General features: G+C 70.1%; 16 protein-coding genes. 3 read left to right on the top strand and 13 right to left on the bottom strand.

Annotated features, from left to right (window positions below; genetic code table 11):
- Positions 1-138 precede the first annotated feature (138 nt).
- The 4 genes from tuf to rpsL form a co-directional block, all read right to left on the bottom strand.
- Positions 139-1329 (bottom strand): elongation factor Tu, encoded by a 1191-nt coding sequence (gene tuf / locus OMP39_RS13540; RefSeq protein ID WP_264892270.1) that lies wholly within the window; start codon positions 1327-1329, stop codon positions 139-141.
- 145 nt (positions 1330-1474) lie between these two features.
- On the bottom strand, positions 1475-3577 hold the full coding sequence (fusA, locus tag OMP39_RS13545) for an elongation factor G (protein WP_264892271.1): 2103 nt from the start codon (positions 3575-3577) through the stop codon (positions 1475-1477).
- Positions 3578-3655: 78 nt separating this feature from the next.
- Positions 3656-4126: a 30S ribosomal protein S7 gene (gene rpsG / locus OMP39_RS13550; protein ID WP_264892274.1), complete on the bottom strand. Its 471-nt coding sequence runs from the start codon at positions 4124-4126 to the stop codon at positions 3656-3658.
- Between the two features lie 160 nt (positions 4127-4286).
- Positions 4287-4664: a 30S ribosomal protein S12 gene (gene rpsL / locus OMP39_RS13555; RefSeq protein WP_264892275.1), complete on the bottom strand. Its 378-nt coding sequence runs from the start codon at positions 4662-4664 to the stop codon at positions 4287-4289.
- A gap of 277 nt (positions 4665-4941) precedes the next feature.
- Between rpsL and OMP39_RS13560 the strand changes: the two genes are divergently transcribed.
- Positions 4942-5430 (top strand): putative toxin-antitoxin system toxin component, PIN family, encoded by a 489-nt coding sequence (locus OMP39_RS13560; protein WP_264892277.1) that lies wholly within the window; start codon positions 4942-4944, stop codon positions 5428-5430.
- A gap of 16 nt (positions 5431-5446) precedes the next feature.
- On the opposite strand, the gene OMP39_RS13565 is transcribed toward OMP39_RS13560, so the two are convergent.
- The 4 genes from OMP39_RS13565 to glnE form a co-directional block, all read right to left on the bottom strand.
- Positions 5447-6115 (bottom strand): glutathione S-transferase, encoded by a 669-nt coding sequence (locus tag OMP39_RS13565; protein WP_264892279.1) that lies wholly within the window; start codon positions 6113-6115, stop codon positions 5447-5449.
- Between the two features lie 79 nt (positions 6116-6194).
- Positions 6195-7127 (bottom strand): lysylphosphatidylglycerol synthase transmembrane domain-containing protein, encoded by a 933-nt coding sequence (locus OMP39_RS13570; protein ID WP_264892280.1) that lies wholly within the window; start codon positions 7125-7127, stop codon positions 6195-6197.
- 393 nt (positions 7128-7520) lie between these two features.
- Positions 7521-8156, bottom strand: coding sequence for a rhomboid family protein (locus OMP39_RS13575; protein ID WP_264892281.1), 636 nt, complete (start codon positions 8154-8156; stop codon positions 7521-7523).
- Positions 8153-10891: a bifunctional [glutamate--ammonia ligase]-adenylyl-L-tyrosine phosphorylase/[glutamate--ammonia-ligase] adenylyltransferase gene (gene glnE / locus OMP39_RS13580; protein ID WP_264892282.1), complete on the bottom strand. Its 2739-nt coding sequence runs from the start codon at positions 10889-10891 to the stop codon at positions 8153-8155. The genes OMP39_RS13575 and glnE overlap by 4 nt, the downstream gene beginning before the upstream one ends.
- Positions 10892-11090: 199 nt before the next feature.
- Here glnE and OMP39_RS13585 point away from each other — a divergent pair, with 199 nt between their 5' ends.
- Together OMP39_RS13585 and OMP39_RS13590 are read left to right on the top strand one after the other, a co-directional pair.
- A complete protein-coding gene (locus OMP39_RS13585) occupies positions 11091-15263 on the top strand; it encodes a YhdP family protein (protein WP_264892284.1) in 4173 nt (1390 codons plus the stop codon).
- Positions 15260-16087, top strand: a complete 828-nt coding sequence (locus tag OMP39_RS13590) for a carbon-nitrogen hydrolase family protein (protein WP_264892286.1) — start codon at positions 15260-15262, stop codon at positions 16085-16087. The genes OMP39_RS13585 and OMP39_RS13590 overlap by 4 nt, the downstream gene beginning before the upstream one ends.
- Positions 16088-16126: 39 nt before the next feature.
- Here OMP39_RS13590 and OMP39_RS13595 read toward each other — a convergent pair whose 3' ends face one another.
- The 5 genes from OMP39_RS13595 to OMP39_RS13615 all read right to left on the bottom strand — a co-directional run bounded on the left by OMP39_RS13595 (position 16127) and on the right by OMP39_RS13615 (position 18360).
- Positions 16127-16468: an ElaB/YgaM/YqjD family protein gene (locus OMP39_RS13595; RefSeq protein ID WP_264892287.1), complete on the bottom strand. Its 342-nt coding sequence runs from the start codon at positions 16466-16468 to the stop codon at positions 16127-16129.
- 33 nt (positions 16469-16501) lie between these two features.
- Positions 16502-16933 (bottom strand): response regulator, encoded by a 432-nt coding sequence (locus tag OMP39_RS13600; protein ID WP_264892288.1) that lies wholly within the window; start codon positions 16931-16933, stop codon positions 16502-16504.
- Between the two features lie 123 nt (positions 16934-17056).
- Entirely contained in the window at positions 17057-17695 is a 639-nt protein-coding gene (locus OMP39_RS13605; RefSeq protein ID WP_264892289.1) for a response regulator, read from the bottom strand.
- 161 nt (positions 17696-17856) lie between these two features.
- On the bottom strand, positions 17857-18009 hold the full coding sequence (locus tag OMP39_RS13610; protein ID WP_264892290.1) for an entericidin A/B family lipoprotein: 153 nt from the start codon (positions 18007-18009) through the stop codon (positions 17857-17859).
- A 183-nt stretch (positions 18010-18192) separates the two neighbouring features.
- Positions 18193-18360, bottom strand: a complete 168-nt coding sequence (locus OMP39_RS13615) for a DUF1328 domain-containing protein (protein ID WP_264892291.1) — start codon at positions 18358-18360, stop codon at positions 18193-18195.
- Positions 18361-18402: the final 42 nt, after the last annotated feature.

Genomic DNA, 18402 nt, shown 5'->3' on the forward strand with positions numbered 1-18402 from the left:
GGCCACTGGGGCCACGACGAAGAGGCTGGTGTTCGAAGGGCGCCTTCGCCGCCGGGCCGCCCCAAGGCGAAGGCGTACCCCCTCGGGGGGTGGTTGCCGTGCGCGCGTTCAGCGTGCGGCAACCGGGGGCACCATGCGTTATTCGATGATCTTGGCCACCACGCCGGCGCCGACGGTACGGCCGCCTTCGCGGATCGCAAAGCGCAGACCCTCTTCCATGGCGATCGGGGCGATCAGCTTGACGGTGATCGTCACGTTGTCGCCGGGCATCACCATCTCCTTGTCCTTGGGCAGCTCGATGGCGCCGGTGACGTCGGTGGTGCGGAAGTAGAACTGCGGACGGTAGTTGTTGAAGAACGGCGTGTGGCGGCCGCCCTCTTCCTTGGAGAGCACGTACACCTCGGCGGTGAAGTGCGTGTGCGGCGTGATCGTGCCGGGCTTGGCCAGCACCTGGCCGCGCTCGACTTCCTCGCGCTTGGTGCCGCGCAGCAGGATACCGACGTTGTCGCCCGCCTGGCCCTGGTCGAGCAGCTTGCGGAACATCTCCACGCCGGTGCAGGTGGTCTTGGTCGTCGGGCGCAGGCCCACGATCTCGATTTCGTCACCGACTTTGATGATGCCGCGCTCGACACGCCCGGTCACCACGGTGCCGCGCCCAGAGATCGAGAACACGTCTTCGATGGGCATCAGGAACGGCTGGTCCACCGCGCGCTCGGGCGTGGGGATGTAGGTGTCCAGCGCCTCGGCCAGCTTCATGATGGCCTGCTCGCCCAGCTCGCCCTTGTCGCCTTCGAGCGCCAGCTTGGCCGAGCCCTTGACGATCGGAATGTCGTCGCCGGGGAACTCGTACTTGGACAGCAGCTCGCGCACTTCCATCTCGACGAGCTCGAGCAGCTCGGCGTCGTCGACCATGTCGCACTTGTTCAGGAACACGATGATGTAGGGCACACCGACCTGGCGCGCCAGCAGGATGTGCTCGCGCGTCTGCGGCATCGGGCCGTCGGCGGCCGACACCACCAGGATCGCGCCGTCCATCTGCGCCGCACCGGTGATCATGTTCTTGACGTAGTCGGCGTGGCCCGGGCAGTCGACGTGCGCGTAGTGACGGTTGGCCGTCTCGTACTCGACGTGCGCGGTGTTGATCGTGATGCCGCGCGCCTTTTCTTCGGGCGCCGCGTCGATCTGGTCGTACGCCTTGGCTTCACCGCCGAACTTCTGCGACAGCACCGTCGTGATCGCCGCCGTCAGCGTCGTCTTGCCGTGGTCCACGTGACCAATCGTGCCCACGTTCACGTGCGGCTTGGTCCGCTCAAACTTTTCCTTCGCCATTTCAAGTTCTCCTGCACAAAGAGCAAAGCCAGTGTCCGGTTTAAGGTCTCCACCCGTCGGCGGGTTCTGTCGCCACTGGCAGCGACAGGCCTACGGATGAAGACCGGCATCACCCCGGCCTGCCCAGCGGCAGGCCGGGCGGGGATCACTTCGACCGCGCGGTGATGATCGCGTCGGCGACGTTCTTCGGAGCCTCGGCGTAGTGCTTGAACTCCATCGTGTAGGTCGCGCGGCCCTGCGACATCGAGCGCAGCGTCGTCGAGTAGCCGAACATCTCGGACAGCGGGACCTCGGCCTTGATGACCTTGCCACCGCCGGGCAGGTCGTCCATGCCCTGCACCATGCCGCGACGCGACGACAGGTCGCCCATCACGTTACCGGCGTACTCTTCCGGCGTCTCGACTTCGACGGCCATCATCGGCTCGAGCAGCACGGGGTTGGCGCGCCGGCATGCCTCCTTGAAGCCGATCGACGCGGCCATCTTGAAGGCCTGTTCGGACGAGTCCACTTCGTGGTACGAACCGAAGGTCAGCGTGACCTTGACGTCGACCACGGGGTAGCCCGCGAGCACGCCCGCGTTGAGGGCTTCCTCGACACCCTTCTGGACTGCCGGGATGTATTCGCGCGGCACGACACCGCCCTTGATGGCGTCGACGAACTCGAAACCTTTGCCCGGCTCGTTCGGCTCGACCGTGAAGACGACGTGACCGTACTGGCCCTTGCCGCCCGACTGGCGCACGAACTTGCCTTCGACGTCGGTGGCGGTCTTGCGGATCGTTTCGCGGTAGGCCACCTGGGGCTTGCCGACGTTGGCCTCCACGCCGAACTCGCGCTTCATGCGGTCGACGATGATCTCCAGGTGCAGCTCACCCATGCCGGCGATGATGGTCTGGCCCGATTCTTCGTCGGTCGAGACGCGGAACGACGGATCCTCCGAGGCCAGGCGCTGCAGCGCCACGCCCATCTTCTCCTGGTCGCTCTTGGTCTTGGGCTCGACGGCCTGACGGATCACGGGCTCGGGGAACTCCATCTTCTCGAGCGTGATGACGGCTTCCGGGTCGCACAGGGTCTCACCGGTGGTCACGTCCTTCAGGCCCACGCAAGCGGCGATGTCGCCAGCCAGGATCTCCTTGATCTCGTCACGCTGGTTGGCGTGCATCTGCAGGATCCGGCCGATGCGCTCCTTCTTGCCCTTGATCGGGTTGTAGACGGTGTCGCCCGACTTGAGCACGCCCGAGTACACGCGCACGAAGGTGAGCTGGCCGACGTACGGGTCGGTCATCAGTTTGAACGCGAGCGCCGAGAACTTCTCGCCGTCGTCGGCGCGGCGGCTGGTCTCGTTGCCGTTCTCGTCGGTACCCTTGACCGGGGGGATGTCCACCGGCGAGGGCAGGAACTCGATGACGGCGTCGAGCATGCGCTGCACGCCCTTGTTCTTGAAGGCGGTGCCGCACAGCATCGGCTGGATTTCGCCGGCGATCGTGCGCTGACGCAGGCCGCGCTTGATCTCCTCTTCCGACAGCTCACCCGTCTCGAGGTACTTGTTCATCAGCTCTTCGCTGGACTCGGCGGCCGCCTCGATCATGTTCTCGCGCCACTTCTGGCAGGTCTCCACCAGGTCGGCCGGGATGTCTTCGTAGGTGAACTTCATGCCCTGGGAGGCTTCGTCCCAGATGATGGCCTTCATCTTGAACAGGTCCACCACGCCCTTGAAGTTCTCCTCGGCGCCGATGGGCACGACGATGGGCACGGGGTTGGCCTTCAGGCGCGTCTTCATCTGGTCGTAGACCTTGAAGAAGTTCGCGCCGGTGCGGTCCATCTTGTTCACGAAGGCCAAGCGGGGCACGTTGTACTTGTTCGCCTGGCGCCACACCGTCTCGGACTGCGGCTGCACGCCGCCCACGGCGCAGTACACCATGCAGGCGCCGTCGAGCACGCGCATGGAGCGCTCCACCTCGATGGTGAAGTCCACGTGGCCCGGGGTGTCGATGATGTTGATGCGGTGCTCGGGGAACGACATGTCCATGCCGCGCCAGAAGCAGGTCGTGGCGGCGGAGGTGATGGTGATGCCCCGCTCCTGCTCCTGCTCCATCCAGTCCATCGTCGCGGCGCCGTCGTGCACCTCGCCGAGCTTGTGGTTCACGCCGGTGTAGTACAGGATGCGCTCGGTGGTCGTCGTCTTGCCGGCGTCGATGTGAGCGGAGATACCAATGTTGCGGTAGCGCTCAATCGGGGTCTTGCGGGACATGATGTCACTCCAAATACAAAGGCCGCCCCGCGTGTCTCGTGGACCGGACGGGGCAGCCGAGGGGCTTTGCTTACAGGTTTAGAAGCGGAAGTGCGAGAAGGCGCGGTTGGCCTCGGCCATGCGGTGGACCTCGTCGCGCTTCTTCATCGCGCCGCCGCGACCTTCGGCCGCCTCGAGCAGCTCGTTGGCCAGGCGCTGGCTCATCGACTTCTCGCCGCGCTTGCGCGCCGACTCCTTCAGCCAGCGCATGGCCAGTGCGACGCGGCGGACGGGGCGGACTTCCACGGGAACTTGGTAGTTCGCACCACCGACGCGGCGGGACTTGACTTCCACCAGCGGCTTGACGTTGTTGAGCGCGGTCAGGAAGACCTCCAGCGGCTCCTTGCCGGACTTCTTCTCGATCTGGTCCAGCGCGCCATAGACGATGCGCTCGGCCACGGCCTTCTTGCCGGACTCCATGATCACGTTCATGAACTTGGACAGATCGACGTTGCCGAACTTGGGATCCGGCAGGACCTCACGCTTGGGAACTTCGCGACGACGAGGCATGACTCACCTTCTTTCACTTCAGTTGGCGCGGGCGCTTGCCGCACACCGCACCGCGGGCGCCACCACCTCAGGGGCCACCCACTTACTCGACGACCCGAGGGCCGCCGCCACATGTCCGGACCTGCAGCATCGCCGCAGACCGTGACGACCAGTTGACCGATCAGGCCTTCTTGGGACGCTTGGCACCGTACTTGGAGCGCGCCTGCTTGCGATCCTTGACGCCTTGCAGGTCCAGCGAACCGCGCACGATGTGGTAGCGCACACCGGGGAGATCCTTCACACGACCGCCGCGCACGAGCACGACGCTGTGCTCCTGCAGGTTGTGACCCTCACCGCCGATGTAGGAGATGACCTCGAAGCCATTGGTCAGGCGCACCTTGGCCACCTTCCGCAGCGCCGAGTTCGGCTTCTTCGGGGTGGTGGTGTAGACGCGGGTGCACACGCCGCGGCGCTGCGGGCAGTTCTGCATCGCAGGCGACTTGGACTTCGTGATCTCGGCCTTGCGACCTTGACGCACGAGTTGGTTGATGGTTGGCATGGGTAACTTGTTCCCGTTTGAAGTTACGTGACTGTTCTTTCCCGACCGACCCCGGATGACCGCAACGACCGCCCGGGCCACCGCCGACCGGCTCCGCCCGCTCGCAAGAGGAGCTCGAAAAACCGACCCGAGGCGCCAGGGCGAAGCAGACATTGGGCAATAGAATGCCCCGCGGAATCCGCCGAAAAGCCCTCCATTATATTTCGGCCCCCTACCTGCCGCAAGCAACGCCCTTGCGCAAACCTCCACAGCCTGCTAGAGAGAGGCTCCTTTTGCGATGACGGCTCGCGCCCGGCTCGTGCTGGACACGAATGTCCTACTGGATTGGCTGGTCTTCGAGGACCCGGCCGTCGCCCGGCTGGGTCGCGCCATCGAAGAAGGCACGGTGCTGTGCCTGGCCACCGCCGAGATGCTGGAGGAATTGCGCCGGGTGCTGGCCTATCCTCAGTTCGCCGCCCGGGTCGGCGACTCGCACGCGATATTGCGCCGCTGGCAGCGGCACGCGGTGGCCTGGACCGAGGGCCTGAGTCCGGCTCGCCTGCGGTGCACGGACCCGGACGACCAGAAGTTCCTGGATCTGGCCTTCGCCGCGCAGGCGCACTGGCTGCTGAGCAAGGACCGTGCGGTGCTGCGACTGGCAGGGCGGGCGGCGCGCCTGGGGCTTCGCATCGCCACCCCGGCCCGGTGGAACCCGCCGGACGAAGGGGGGAGCGCACCGGCCGGTTCAGCCCACCGGCGGCAGTGCTCGCCGCTGCCATCGGGCTGATGGCCGGACAGCCTCCTCAGGCCTTGGCGCGGCCCTGGGCCGCGAGCTCCGCCGCACGCTCCTGATCGGCCTTGCGGTCGGCCGTCACCTTTTGGGCGCTGGGGCGCTCGCCGATGAAGCGTGTGTAGGCTTTCCAGTCGACGCCGTGCTCGGCGAGCAGGTCCGCGCCCAGGACGGACTTGGTCGCCAGCGCGACGAGCGGCAGGTGTACGAACGCGGCGCAGTCGGCCTGGGTGAACGCATCGCCGGCCACATAGGGCGAGAAGCGGGCCAGGCGCTTGAAACCGGCGATGTTCTTGTCCAGCAGCTTGCGGATACGCTCCTGGCTGCGCTCGCTCACGGTGCCGCCGAAGAACGCCTGAGGATAGAGCTCGCGTGCGACGAGCTCGAGGTGCAGCTCGATGAAGACGATCAGCTCGCGCACCTTGGCGGCGGCCCAGGGGTCGCGCGGCATCAGGGCGGGATCGGGCCAGCGGGCCTCGATCCATTCCATGATGACCTGGCTCTCGCACAGGGAGCCCTGCTCGGTGCGGATGAAGGGCACCTTGCCCAGCGGCGAGTGCTCGAGCATCTCGGGCCGCCCGGTGGGACACAACTCCTCGGTGAAGGGCACGCCCTTTTCGAGCAGCGCCATCTTGACCTTGTTGTAGTAGTTGGAGAGCGAGAAACCGCACAGGACCAGCATGGAATGTCTCCTCGTGTAGGTGCGCGAAGTCTATGCAATCGCGGCGCCCCCGGGTGTTGCGCGTGCGACAACCGGGCGCTCAGGACCGCGCCCTCGCGGGGCCGTGGGCCAGCAAGCCGAACCCTGCCTGCACGAGCGGATAGACGCCATAGATGACGGACATCGTGACGGCCGCGTGCGCCGGCACCCCGAGCACGCCGAGACACACGACCGCTGCCGCTTCGCGCGTGCCCCAGCCGCCGAAGCTCACCGGCAGGGTGGCCATCAGGAAGATCGGCACCGCAGCCGCGGTGAGCGCCCAGGCGGGCACCGTCTGGCCGACGGCCTGTGCAGCGCAGCCGAGTGTGAGCACCGACAGGGCCTGCACGGCGAGCGAATACACCACCTGCGCCGCATACCGGCGCCCCGCGTGGGGGTGGTGCATGGCCTCCACCCAGCGTGCCACCGAGGGGCGCGCGCGCAGCCGGCCCGCAGCGAACCGCAGCACGATCCACGGGCCCAGGACCAGTGCGGCGGCGAGCGCCCAGGCGAGCTCGCGCCAAGGCAGCGCCGCCCACTGCGGCCAGCGCGAAAACAGCCGCTCGGCTTCCGGCGTGCCGGCGCCCCAACCGAGCGCGACGAGGCCCAGGGCGACGAGCATCCACAGACCGCTCAGACGGTCGAGCACGACGGAGGCGCCGGCTTCCATGCCGGGGTGCCCCAGACGCTGCAATCCGAAGGCGCGCATGACGTCGCCACCGACCACCGCCCCGGGCAGCACGGCGTTGACCGCGACGCCGCGGAAATAGGTGACGATGGCCCAGCGCGTGGGCACGGGCAGGCCGAGCCAGCGGCACAGCCCCCGCCAACGCAGCGCCGACATCACGTTGGCGAGGGTGGCGCTCAGGAGGCCGAGCGCCAGCCAGGCCGGGTCGGCGCGCCAGACGGCGCCCAGGATCTCGCGAGGCCCGGCCAAGGCCACCACCGCCCCGAGCAGCACCGGCGCGGCGACCAGACGCCACCAGCCGGTCACGGCCGGGCGCCCCACGACCGCTCCGCCAAGCGCCCGGGCAGCACGCGGACGGGGTACGGCGGCCGAAAGGCTTTGAAAGCGCCCCCCTCGTGCAGAGGGATGCCCGTGACGATCGGCACATCGAGGGCTTCAGCCGGCGGCCTCGGCGCTGCGACGGCCTCGGTCGCCGGCGCGGCGGGGGAAGGGGTGCTGAACGACATGGGAAGTGAACGCCGCGAGCGGTGGGCTCTGTGCGGCCGACTGCGATCTTATCGGCAGCAGCCGTTGTTCCAGCCGCGGCTGTACACCTGGCTACAAGCCCGTCCAGGGGGGTTCAGGCGGGGGGCGTGCGCGCCGGTCGCCGTCACTCCGAGGGCCAGGCATCCAAGAGGGCTCCTCGCGAGGCCGGGGCCGTCATGGGTCGGGCGCGGGATGCCGCCCCCGAAACCCCACGCACAGCCCGACGAGCCCGAATGCCAACGCACCACCGAGGGCACCCGTCGCGTGGGCGAGCACGGCCACCGGAAAGCTCCAGGCTTCGAGGGTCGTGACCGCGGCCGCCCAGGGCCTTTCGGTGGCCAGCTTCCACACCAGCCCCGCGAGCATCGCCGCGCCGAGCAGGCGCATCGCGGCGCAAGTGCGATCGGCGAGCATCGCCAGGCCCGCCACGGCGGCTCCCGCGTGGAGCACACCCGACAGCCCCGCGTAGCGCTGCAGAGCACTGTCCGGCCCGTCGAGCCACAAGCCGAGGTGGGTCAACGGCCAGGCCAGCAGCCAGGCGATGGCGGCATGGGCAGGCAGGCGGGCGCTCCAGCCGAGCCAGCCCAGCAGCGCGCAGCCGGCCAGGTTGGCGACGAGGTGCCCGGTCGTCCAGTGCACTGCGACGGGCGTCCACCAGCGCCACAGTTGCAGCGGCGCATCACGCCGCCAGACGAGCCAGTCGCTCGGCAACCCGGCTCCGAGCAGCGCGAGCACCGCGAGCAGCGCCGCGACCGAGACCCAGGCCCGGGCCGGTGCCCCGGCCCCGCGGGCCCCCGCCTCGGGACTCACTCGTCGAAGACGGCCCGCCACAAGGCCAGCACCGCGTCGCGCGGGGCGGCGCAGTCTTCCAAGGGGAACTGCGTCGCCTGCTCGTCCAGCCGCGCGCGGTGTTGGGCGCGGCGCAGCTCGCGGTAGGCATCGGCGGCTGCGCGGCCGACCCCGGCGGGCAGCAGCCCCCCGGCCTCGGCGCGTTGCAGCAAGGCGATGTTGCCGACGTTGTCGTGCAGCTCGGGATGGGTGGCGCCGTGGGCCAGCACGAGGTACTGCACGGCGAACTCGACGTCCATCATGCCGCCGCGGCTGTGCTTGACGTCGAAGCGGTCGGGCTTGACAGGGTGGGCCGCGCGGACCTTCTCGCGCATGGCGCGGATCTCGCCCTTGAGCGCGGCCAGGTCGCGCGGGGCGGCGATGACCGCTCGGCGCACGGCTTCGAAGCGGGGCGCCAGGCTCGGGTCGCCCGCGCAGAACCGCGCGCGCGTGATGGCCTGGTGCTCCCACGTCCAGGCGGTGTTGCTGCCCCGGCCCGTCTGGTACGCCTCGAAGGCCGCGAGCGACGTGACCAGCAGACCCGAATTGCCGTTGGGGCGCAGGGCGGTGTCGATCTCGAACAGCTCACCCGCGGCCGTGCGCAGCGTGAGCCAGGTGATCAGCTTGCGCGCGAAGGCGGCGTAGACCTCCGGCGCGCGCTCGTCCTCGTCGTCGAACAGGAAGACGAGGTCCAGGTCGCTGCCGTAGCCCAACTCCTTGCCGCCGAGCTTGCCGTACGCGATGACGGCGAAACGCGGCTCGTCGCGGTGCCGCTGCTTCAGGTGGTGCCAGGCCCAGCGCAGCGTGCAGCCGACGGTGGCATCGGCCAGCGCCGAGAGGTCGTCGGCCACCTGCTCGACGGTGATGTGGCCTTCGACGTCGCGCACCAGGGTGCGGAACACCTCGGCATGGTGGGCGCGGCGCAAGGTGTCGAGCAGGGCCTCCTCGTCCGCCTGGCCCGACCGGGCCCAGGCGTCGTGGCGCTGCTCGAGGTCGCGCAGGAAGCCGTCGGGCTCGAAGCGCGTGTAGATGAGGCGCGGGTCGGCGAGCTCGTCGATGACGCCTGGATGGCGCATCAGGTAGCGCATCGGCCAGCGCGCCAGGCCCAGCAGGCGCAGCAGTCGTTGGTGCACCTCCTGCCGCTCGACCAGCAGTGCGATGTAGCTCTCGCGACGTAGCAGCGGCTCGATCCAGTCCACGAAGCGGATCGCCGCCTCGGCCGGGCAGCTGCCCTCATGCACCCCTTGCGCCGAACGCAGGATGAGCTTAGCCAGCCGCTGGCGGGTTTCCTCGCGCAGCGACTGCACGCGCGGCGACTGCACCCAGGGCCGTACCCGCTCGGCCAGTGCCGGGGGCAGTCGCTCCAAGAAGGCTTCGCTGTCCAGGCTGGGCGGTGCCGAGCAGTTGCGGCAGCCGGCGCCCCCGGCCGGGCTGCGGCCGTCGTGCAGCAAGGCGTCGAACTCCAGGGCCACCAGCTCGCGCGTCTCGCACAGCTTGTCGAGCAGGCCGCAGGCGTCGGGGCTGCAGGCGTAGCCCATCGAGCGGGCGATCCAGGCGAGGTCGCCGTCGGCGGTCGGCAGCACGTGCGTCTGCTGGTCGTCCAGATACTGGATGCGATGCTCCAGCCGCCGCAGGAAGGTGTAGGCCTCGGCGAGCTTGGCGGCCGTCTCGGGCTTCATCACGCCCACGGCCGCGAGCCGCTCCAACGCCTTGAGCGTGGAGCGGGTGCGCACTTCCGGGAACTGCCCGCCGCGCACGACCTGCAGGAGCTGCACGATGAACTCGATCTCGCGGATGCCGCCGCGCGAGAGCTTGACGTCGTTGGCACGCTCGGGGCGGCCGGCGGCGCGGCGCTGGGCCTCCTCGCGGATCTTGCGGTGCAGGCTGCGCAGGCCCTCGAAGACGCCGTAGTCCAGGTAGCGCCGGAACACGAAAGGCACCACGACGTCGCGCAGTTGCAGGGCACGGCCGCAGGCGACGGACGCCCACGGCGCGATCACCCGGCTCTTGAGCCAGGCGAAGCGCTCCCACTCGCGGCCCTGGACCAGGAAATACTCCTCCAGCATGGCCAGGCTGACGACCGCCGGGCCGGAGTTGCCGTTGGGGCGCAGGGCCAGGTCCACGCGGAAGACGAAACCGTCCTCGGTCGTGTCGCCGATCAGCGCGTAGAGGCTGCGGGCCACCTTGGAGAAATACTCGTGCGCGGAGACGCGCCCGCCGCCGTCGGCACGGCCCGTCGTCTGGCCGTCTTCCTCGTACACATAGACGAGGTCGATGTCGGACGAGACGTTGAGCTCGCGCCCGCCGAGCTTGCCCATGCCGACGACCCAGAAGTCGATGCGCTCGCCCGCCTCGTTCATCGGGGCGCCGTGGCGTTCGTCCTGCTCCGCCAGCGCCGCGGCCAGCGCCCGGTTGAGCGTCACCTCGGCGAGCTCGGTCATCGTGCGCGCCACATCGGTCATCGGCGCGGCGTCCTCCACATCCAGCACCGCCAGGCGCTCCAGGGCCAGCTGGCGCGCCACGCGCAAGGCCGAAGGCAGGTCGCGCCCTTGCGCCAGCAGCGTGTCGATCAACGCCTCCAACCGCTCCCGCGTCGGCAAGCCGGGAGGCAGGAGGGCCAGCTCGGCCGCATACCGGCGGCGGACGCGCTGGACGAAGCGGCAGTGGTCGGCGGCGGCGCCCGCGAGGGGCAGCGTCGGTGCGTCCTGGAACCCCATGTGAGCGCTCCGGGTCTACAAGGAGGCGGAAGAGGCCCCGGGACGAGCCGGCGACCGAGGTCCGCGGATTGCCGTGGGTTGCGCGAGCCCCCCCGGCCATGTGCTAGATTGGCCGCGCCTCGCGCCCCGACCGGCGAGCCGGGCCGGTGCGACGAGCGCGCCTCGCCCCGGCGGGGCTGTCTGCAGTTCGAACATCCTCATGCCGTTGCTTCCCTCTCCCGTGATGCTCACGCCCTCATGGCGCACGGTGCGCATCGCGGTGCGTGTGGCGGGCAGCCTGGTGCTGCTGGCGTGGGGTTTGTTCGTCGTGGCATGGCTCGTGCTCCACTGGGCGATTCTGCCGCGAATCGACCACTGGCGAGACGACCTCGAACGAGCCGCCTCACAAGCGTTGGGGCTGCCGGCGCAAATCGGACGCATCCGTGTGGAATCTCACGGGTGGGTACCGACGCTGGAGCTGACCGACGTGCGGGTGCGCGACCGCGAGAACCGGGTGGCTCTGCATCTCGCCCGGGTGCGGGCGGCCCTGTCTGCGAGCTCGCTCGTCCACCTGGAGCCGCGCTTCGCCCAACTGGTGTTCGATGCGCCGGTGCTCGACGTGCGCCGCGACGCGCAGGGGCGCTGGAGCGTGGCCGGGCTGGAGCTCGGCGACGGGTCCTCGCCCGGCGACGGCGCGCAGGCGGACTGGCTGTTCAGTCAGGACGAGGTGGTGGTGCGGCAAGGGGCCGTGCGCTGGATCGACGAACTGCGCGGCAGCGAGCCTCTCGTGCTCTCGGACGTGACCTTCGTGCTGCGCAACGGGGGTGGCCTGGGTTCGCGGCGGCACGAGTGGCGGCTCGACGCCACGCCGCCCGCCGACTGGGGCGACCGCTTCTCCCTGCGAGGCCGTTTCACCCACCCCCTGCTCGGCCGGGCCGGCGATGTGTCGCGCTGGAGCGGGACGGGCTATGCCGAGCTGCCTCACGTCGACGTGCGACGGCTGCGGCAGTACACCGACTTGCCGTTCCGCCTCGACGCGGGCACCGGGGCGCTGCGCCTGTGGGCGGCCTTGCGCGACGGCCGCCCGGTGGAGGCGACGCTCGACGCCGCGCTGCGCGAGGTGCGGGCGCAACTGGTGCCGGACGGCGACCCGCTCGTGCTGGACTCGCTGGAGGGCCGTCTGGAGGCACAGCACGAACGCGACGTCTACCGGCTCGCGGCACGACAGCTCGCCTTTCGCACCGGGGACGGCTCCGCGTGGCCGGCGAGCGACTGGCAAGCGACCTGGAAGGCGGGCAGCGACGACGGCGCGCACGACGGGGAATTCCGCGCGGACCGGCTCGACCTGGCGCTGCTGGCCGGGTTGGGCGAGCGGTTGCCCCTGGGCTCGGCCTTGCGCCGCGAATTGGCCGCGCTGGCACCGGCGGGCATCGTGCACGGCCTGCAGGTGCGCTGGGAGGGGCCGATCGACGCGCCCCAGACTTATCGCGCCCAAGGCCGGGTGGAAGGGCTGCACCTGGCCGCCGAGACGCTGGACGACGCGCAGTTGCGCGCGCGGCGCGTGGGGCGCCCCGGGTTCTCGGGAGCCGACCTGCAGTTCGAGGCCAGCGAGCACGGCGGGGCGGCCCAGCTCCACATCCGTGAGGGGGCGCTGGGCCTGCCCGGTGTGTTCGAGGAGCCCGAGATCCCGCTCGATCGGCTCGAGGCCAGGCTCGAATGGACCCTGACTCGCCCACGGGGGGCGGCGGCGGGCGACCTCTCCCGCCCGGCGGCCGTGGAGCTGCGGGTGCGCGATGCGCGCTTTGCCAACGCGGACGCCGAGGGCCAGTTCCAAGCGGTCTGGCGCACGGGCACCGGCCCCGAGGGGGAGGGGCCCGGGGGGCGGCTGCCGGGAGTGCTGGAGCTGACGGGGCGGTTGTCTCGCGCCGACGCGGCCCGCACCTGGCGCTACCTGCCGCTGGAACTCCCGGCCGATGTGCGCGACTACGTGCGCCGTGCGGTGGTCGCGGGCACGGCGCGCCAGGTGGACTTTCGTGTCAAGGGTGACCTCTGGCACTTTCCGTATGCCGATGCGCGGCAGGGCGAGTTCCGCATCGCGGCGCAGATCGAGGACGGCATCTTCGCCTATGGCCCGGCCGAGCGGGGACAAACCCAGGCGCCGTGGCCCGCCTTCACGCAGGTGCGGGGGCATCTGGTGTTCGATCGGACTTCGATGCGCATCGAGGACGCGCGGGCGCGGCTCTTCGGCTTCGAGCTGGGGGGCATCCGCGGCGGCATCGCCGACCTGATGAACGACTCGGTGCTCGTCTTGGAGGGGCACGGCAAGGGGCCGCTCGCCGATGCGCTGCGGTTCGTGAAGGAAACCCCGGTGGACGAGTGGACGCACCACGCGCTGAGCAAGGCGCGCGGCACGGGCGATGCGCAGTTGCGGCTCCACGTGCAGATCCCGCTGGCGCGCATGGACGAGGCGCGCGTGCAGGGGCTGGTGACCTTGCTGGGCAACGAGGTGCAGATCGTCCCCGACACGCCGGTGATGACGCAGGCCCGCGGGCAGGTGCAGTTCTCCGACCAGGGCTTTGCGGTGCGCGGGGCGAGCGCGCGCGTGCTGGGCGGCGAGGCGAGCTTCGAAGGCGGCACGCAGAAGGACGGCTCGATGCGCTTCTCGGGCCAGGGCACCGCGAGCGCCGAGGGCATGCGCCTGGCGCGCGAGATCGCCTGGCTGCCCTACCTCGCGGAACACCTGCGCGGCCAGGCGACCTACCGCGCGACGCTGGATGTCACGCAGGAGGGCGTGCCCCAGTTGCAGATCACCAGCTCGCTGCAGGGCCTGGCGATCCAGTTGCCCGAGCCCTTGGCCAAGTCCGCCGACGCCTCCTGGCCGCTGCGCGTCCAGACCCAACAGACCCAGCCCCCGGCAGAGGGCCGCCCCGCACGGGACCGGCTGGTCGTGGAGCTGGCGCAGCGTCTGCACGCGCAGTACGAGCGCGAACTCGCCCCCGAAGGCGCGCGTGTGCTGGCCGGCGCGATCGGCCTGCCGCATCCGGTCGAGCCGCCGGCCCGAGGCGTCCTGGCCGTCATCCAGCCCTCGCGTCTGGACGTCGACGCCTGGCGGGCGGTGGCGGCCAGCTTCGAGGGTCTGGCCGAGGGGAGCGTCGCCGCGACGCCGTCGGGCGCCGGCGGCCCCATCGGACAAGAGGACCGCTTCGGCTTTCTGCCGGACCGGATCTCCCTGCGCGCCGACGAACTCACCGTCGATCAGCGCCGGCTGACGCGGGTGGTGGCGGGCCTGACGCGCGACGAGGACGTGTGGCGTGCCAACCTCGTCGCCGAGCAACTGAGCGGCTACGTCGAGTACCGGCCGCCGCAGGGGCGCGGCAGCCGTGCCGGCGGCCAGGTGTATGCGCGGCTGTCCCGCCTGGCGCTGCCGGCGAGCGCCGCCGAGGAGGTGGACAGCCTGCTCGATCAGGCGCCCGCCCAGGTGCCCTCGCTGGACATCGTGGTCGACGACTTCCAGCTGCACGACCTGCGGCTGGGCCGCGTCGAGGTGGAGGCCACCAACCGCCGCGCCGGCGAGATCCGCGAATGGCGGTTGGAACGGCTGGTGGTGGCCACACCCGATGCGCGCTTGAGCGCGACCGGCACCTGGCGCGGCGCCCAGGGCACGGGCGCCCGCCGACGCACCGACCTCGACTTCGAGCTCGACATCGCCGATGCCGGGGCGCTGCTGGATCGCTTCGGGCTGAAGCAGGTGGTGCGGCGCGGCAAGGGCAAGCTGGAAGGACGCATCGGCTGGCTCGGCTCGCCGCTGGCCCTCGACTACTCCACCTTGGACGGCGAGTTCCACATCGATGTCGCTCGCGGCCAGTTCCTCAAGGCGGACCCGGGCATCGCCAAGCTCGCCGGCATCCTGAGCCTGCAGTCGCTGCCGCGCCGCCTGACGCTGGACTTCCGCGACGTGTTCCAGGAAGGCTTCGCGTTCGACGCCTTCACCGGTGATGTGCGTATCGAAAGCGGGGTGGCGCGCACCAACAACCTGCGGCTGCGGGGGGTCACCGCCGCCGTGCTGATGGAAGGGCAGACCGACATCGATCGTGAGACGCAGGACCTGCGCGTGGTGGTGGTGCCCGAGATCAATGCCGGCACCGCCTCCCTCGCCTACGCAGTCATCAACCCCGCGATCGGGCTGGGCACCTTCCTCGCCCAGTGGTTCTTGCGCAAGCCCCTGGCCGAGGCCAGCACCCGCGAGTTCCACGTGACGGGCACGTGGACGGACCCGAAGGTCGATGCGGTGCGGCGCCGGCCCGGCCCGGGCACGGGCACCGGTGAAGGCCCGGTGCGCCCCGAACTCGCGCGCCAAGAGCGCGGCCCCGAGATGCAAGGAGAAGCACGATGAGGATCGCCGCCGTCCAGATGGTGTCTTCCACCTCCTTCGAGCACAACTTGCAGCGTGCCGAGGCGCTCGTGCGCGAGGCCGCCGCCGCGGGCGCGAAGCTGGTCGCACTGCCCGAGAACTTCGCCTTCATGGGCCGGGCGGACACCGACAAGTTCGAGATCGCCGAGGCGCCGGGCGCCGGCCCCGCCCAGAGGCTCATGGCCGGCCTGGCAGCGGAGCTCTCGGTGTGGCTCATCGCCGGCTCGCTGCCGCTTCGCACCGGCGACCCCACCCGGCTCACCAACAGCTGCCTCGTGTACGGGCCGGACGGCGCACCCGTCGCACGCTACGACAAGATCCATCTCTTCCGCTATGACGAGCCGGGCGAAGGCGCGCCCCGGCGCTACGACGAAGGGGCGGTGCTCGTCGCGGGCGACGCGCCGCAGTCGTTCCTGGCGGACGATGGCGAGCGTCAGTGGCGCGTGGGCCTGTCGATCTGCTACGACCTGCGCTTCCCGGAGCTGTACCGCGCGCTGATGCACCCGCCGTGCGAACTGATCGCGGTGCCTTCGGCCTTCACCTACACCACCGGCCGCGCGCACTGGGAACTGCTCCTGCGGGCGCGGGCGGTCGAGAACCAATGCTATGTGATCGCCCCGGCGCAAGGGGGGCTGCACGACAACAGCCGCCGCACCTGGGGCCACACGATGATCGTCGATCCCTGGGGCGAAGTGCTGGCGCAGCAGCCGGAGCAAGAAGGCGTGGTCACCGCCGTGCTCGACCCGGCCCGGCTGGACGAGGTGCGGCGCCGCCTGCCCTGCCTGGAGCACCGGCGGCTGCGATGAGGGCCGGGCGCCCGTGCCTCTGAACCGCGCCAGGACGACTCAACGACGACGCCCGAGCAACAGCCCCACCACCAGGCCCACCGCCGCGGCGCCCACCGCGAACTTCCAGGGGCGGTCGCGCACGTACTCGTCCACCGCGCTCGCGGTGTAGCGCACCTGCTTGCCGATGCCGTGCGAGACATCGGCCACCGTGTCGCTGGCACTGCGCAAGGCCTCCTGCAACCGGTCCTTCAGGGCGCGCACTTCGGGCAGCTTGGCCACCTCCGGCTTGGACAGCACTTCGTTGACGTCCTTGCGCAAGTCAGCCCATTCGCGCTGCAGCGCCGAGACGCTGTCATCCGAGAAGTAGCGGCGGCGGGGGGTGTCGGCGTCGTAGGACATGCGGTTCTCCTGTGTGCGTGCGGCCGGGATGCCTCAGCGGCCCGCGCGATGGTCGCGCATCGCCTCCAGCGCAGCCGCGACCTGATCGAATTCGTTGGACTTGTCGAAGAAGTGATGGGCGCCGAGCGCCAGGCACCGCTCGCGGATGGGCCGCGTGCTGGTGTTGGTCAACACCAGCGTCAAAGGCCGTGGCACCCGCTGGCGCAGTGCCTGCAAGACGCCGAACCCGCTGCCCTCGCGCAATTGCAGGTCCACCACCACCGCGTCGAAGTGCCCCGCCTCGAGCGCGGCCAGCGCCTCGCGTTCGGTTTCGGCCTGCGCGGTCACCTGGACCCCCTCGCAACTGCCGATGAGGTCGAGCAGGCGTTCCCGAATGAGCGCCGAGTCCTCGATCACGAGGACCTGCACCGCCGCCGGGGCGGCAAGAACGTCGGCAGCGTCGTCGGTCCGCACGGAAGCACTCATGGCACCTGTTCCAGCAAAGCCGCGAGAGCGTTCCTCTCACGACCCGGGCCCGAGAGTAGCCCCAGGCGACGGTCGCTGTCTGTAGGCGGTCGCCCGACGCAAAGGAGCAGGCCCCCACGCGCATCACTGGATCAGCCCGTTCTTCACGGCGTAGTAGGTCAGCTCCGCGTTGCTGCTCAGCTTGAGCTTCTCGAGCAGGCGGCTGCGGTAGGTGCTGACCGTCTTGACGCTGATGAACAGCTCCTCGGCGATCTGCGTGACCGACATGCCGCTCGCCAGCTTGCACAGCACCTGGAACTCCCGTTCGGAGAGGTCCTGGTGCGCCGGCCCGGCGCCGGGTTGGTCCAGGCGGCTGGCGACCAGGTCGGCGGCCGTCGGGCTCAGGTAGCGGCGGCCCTGCAGCACCACCCGGATGGCGCGCAGGATCTCGTCGACATCCGCGTCCTTCTTGAGGTAGCCGTTCGCGCCCGCCCGCAGCAGGTTGATCGCGTACTGCTCCTCGGGGAAGGCACTCACGATCAGCACCGGGATGTCGCCGAGGTGGTTGCGGATCAGCCGCAGCGTGTCCACCCCCGTGCGATCGGGCAGCGAGATGTCGAGCAGCACCAGGTCCCAGTGGCCTTCGCGCAGCAGCGTGAGGGCCTCGGCGCTGGTGGCCGCTTCGCCAGCCACCACCATGTCGGGCTCCGCGTCGATGATCTGCTTGAGGCCCGCACGCACGATCTGGTGATCGTCGGCGAGCAGGATACGTTTGCGCTCCATCTGCGGTTTCGTGGACGGGGAAAACCGAGTCTGGCACGAGGCGGACGGCGACGTCAAAGCACCGTGCCCAGTGGGGCGAGGCGTCGTCATGGGAGCACCCTCGTTGGGATGGCAAAGCCGGCCGCCCGCACCCGCCGAAGCGCAGACGGGACGGCCCCTTCTCACATCTTCTGCTTCGTCCGCTCGGCGGCGTCTTGCACCTTCTCACCGCCTCTTTCGACGTCCTTGCCCATGCCCTGCACCGTGTTGCAGGCCGACAGGCCGAAGGCCGAGACGAGCAACAGCGCGACCACCGCGTACCAACGTTGTTTCATTGCCATTTCTCCGCACGTCAGGAAGAGCCGCGCCACCGGCGCGGGGCCCGGCGGCCGGACGCTGCCGGCCACCGCCACTGGCTCTAGGCATGCGGCGTGCCTGCCCGCCGTCCGGGCGCCCGGAGTCGCAGGCGTGGACACGCCCCGCCTCGGCGTCTCCTACGCCCGGGCCCGAGCCGGGCGTCACCCCCCGCGGCGGAACAAGCCCGCAAGGAAGGAGATCACCGTGAGGGCGACGAACACGAAGAACAGGATCTTCGCGATGCCTGCCGCGCCCGCCGCGATGCCGCCGAAACCGAACATCGCCGCGATGAGCGCGATGACGAAGAACACTGCAGCGTAATAGAGCATGTTGCACTCCTTTCAGGGGGCCGCCCGGCGGCCCTTCGTTCC

The organism is Schlegelella aquatica (assembly GCF_026013905.1).
Classification (GTDB): Bacteria; Pseudomonadota; Gammaproteobacteria; order Burkholderiales; family Burkholderiaceae_C; genus Caldimonas; species Caldimonas aquatica.

Coding starts and splice junctions, on each gene's coding strand:
- tuf (WP_264892270.1), bottom strand. CDS start 1,329: ATGGCGAAGGAAAAGTTTGAGCGGACCAAGCCGCACGTGAACGTGGGC.
- fusA (WP_264892271.1), bottom strand. CDS start 3,577: ATGTCCCGCAAGACCCCGATTGAGCGCTACCGCAACATTGGTATCTCC.
- rpsG (WP_264892274.1), bottom strand. CDS start 4,126: ATGCCTCGTCGTCGCGAAGTTCCCAAGCGTGAGGTCCTGCCGGATCCC.
- rpsL (WP_264892275.1), bottom strand. CDS start 4,664: ATGCCAACCATCAACCAACTCGTGCGTCAAGGTCGCAAGGCCGAGATC.
- OMP39_RS13560 (WP_264892277.1), top strand. CDS start 4,942: ATGACGGCTCGCGCCCGGCTCGTGCTGGACACGAATGTCCTACTGGAT.
- OMP39_RS13565 (WP_264892279.1), bottom strand. CDS start 6,115: ATGCTGGTCCTGTGCGGTTTCTCGCTCTCCAACTACTACAACAAGGTC.
- glnE (WP_264892282.1), bottom strand. CDS start 10,891: ATGGGGTTCCAGGACGCACCGACGCTGCCCCTCGCGGGCGCCGCCGCC.
- OMP39_RS13585 (WP_264892284.1), top strand. CDS start 11,091: ATGCCGTTGCTTCCCTCTCCCGTGATGCTCACGCCCTCATGGCGCACG.
- OMP39_RS13590 (WP_264892286.1), top strand. CDS start 15,260: ATGAGGATCGCCGCCGTCCAGATGGTGTCTTCCACCTCCTTCGAGCAC.
- OMP39_RS13595 (WP_264892287.1), bottom strand. CDS start 16,468: ATGTCCTACGACGCCGACACCCCCCGCCGCCGCTACTTCTCGGATGAC.
- OMP39_RS13600 (WP_264892288.1), bottom strand. CDS start 16,933: ATGAGTGCTTCCGTGCGGACCGACGACGCTGCCGACGTTCTTGCCGCC.
- OMP39_RS13605 (WP_264892289.1), bottom strand. CDS start 17,695: ATGGAGCGCAAACGTATCCTGCTCGCCGACGATCACCAGATCGTGCGT.
- OMP39_RS13610 (WP_264892290.1), bottom strand. CDS start 18,009: ATGAAACAACGTTGGTACGCGGTGGTCGCGCTGTTGCTCGTCTCGGCC.
- OMP39_RS13615 (WP_264892291.1), bottom strand. CDS start 18,360: ATGCTCTATTACGCTGCAGTGTTCTTCGTCATCGCGCTCATCGCGGCG.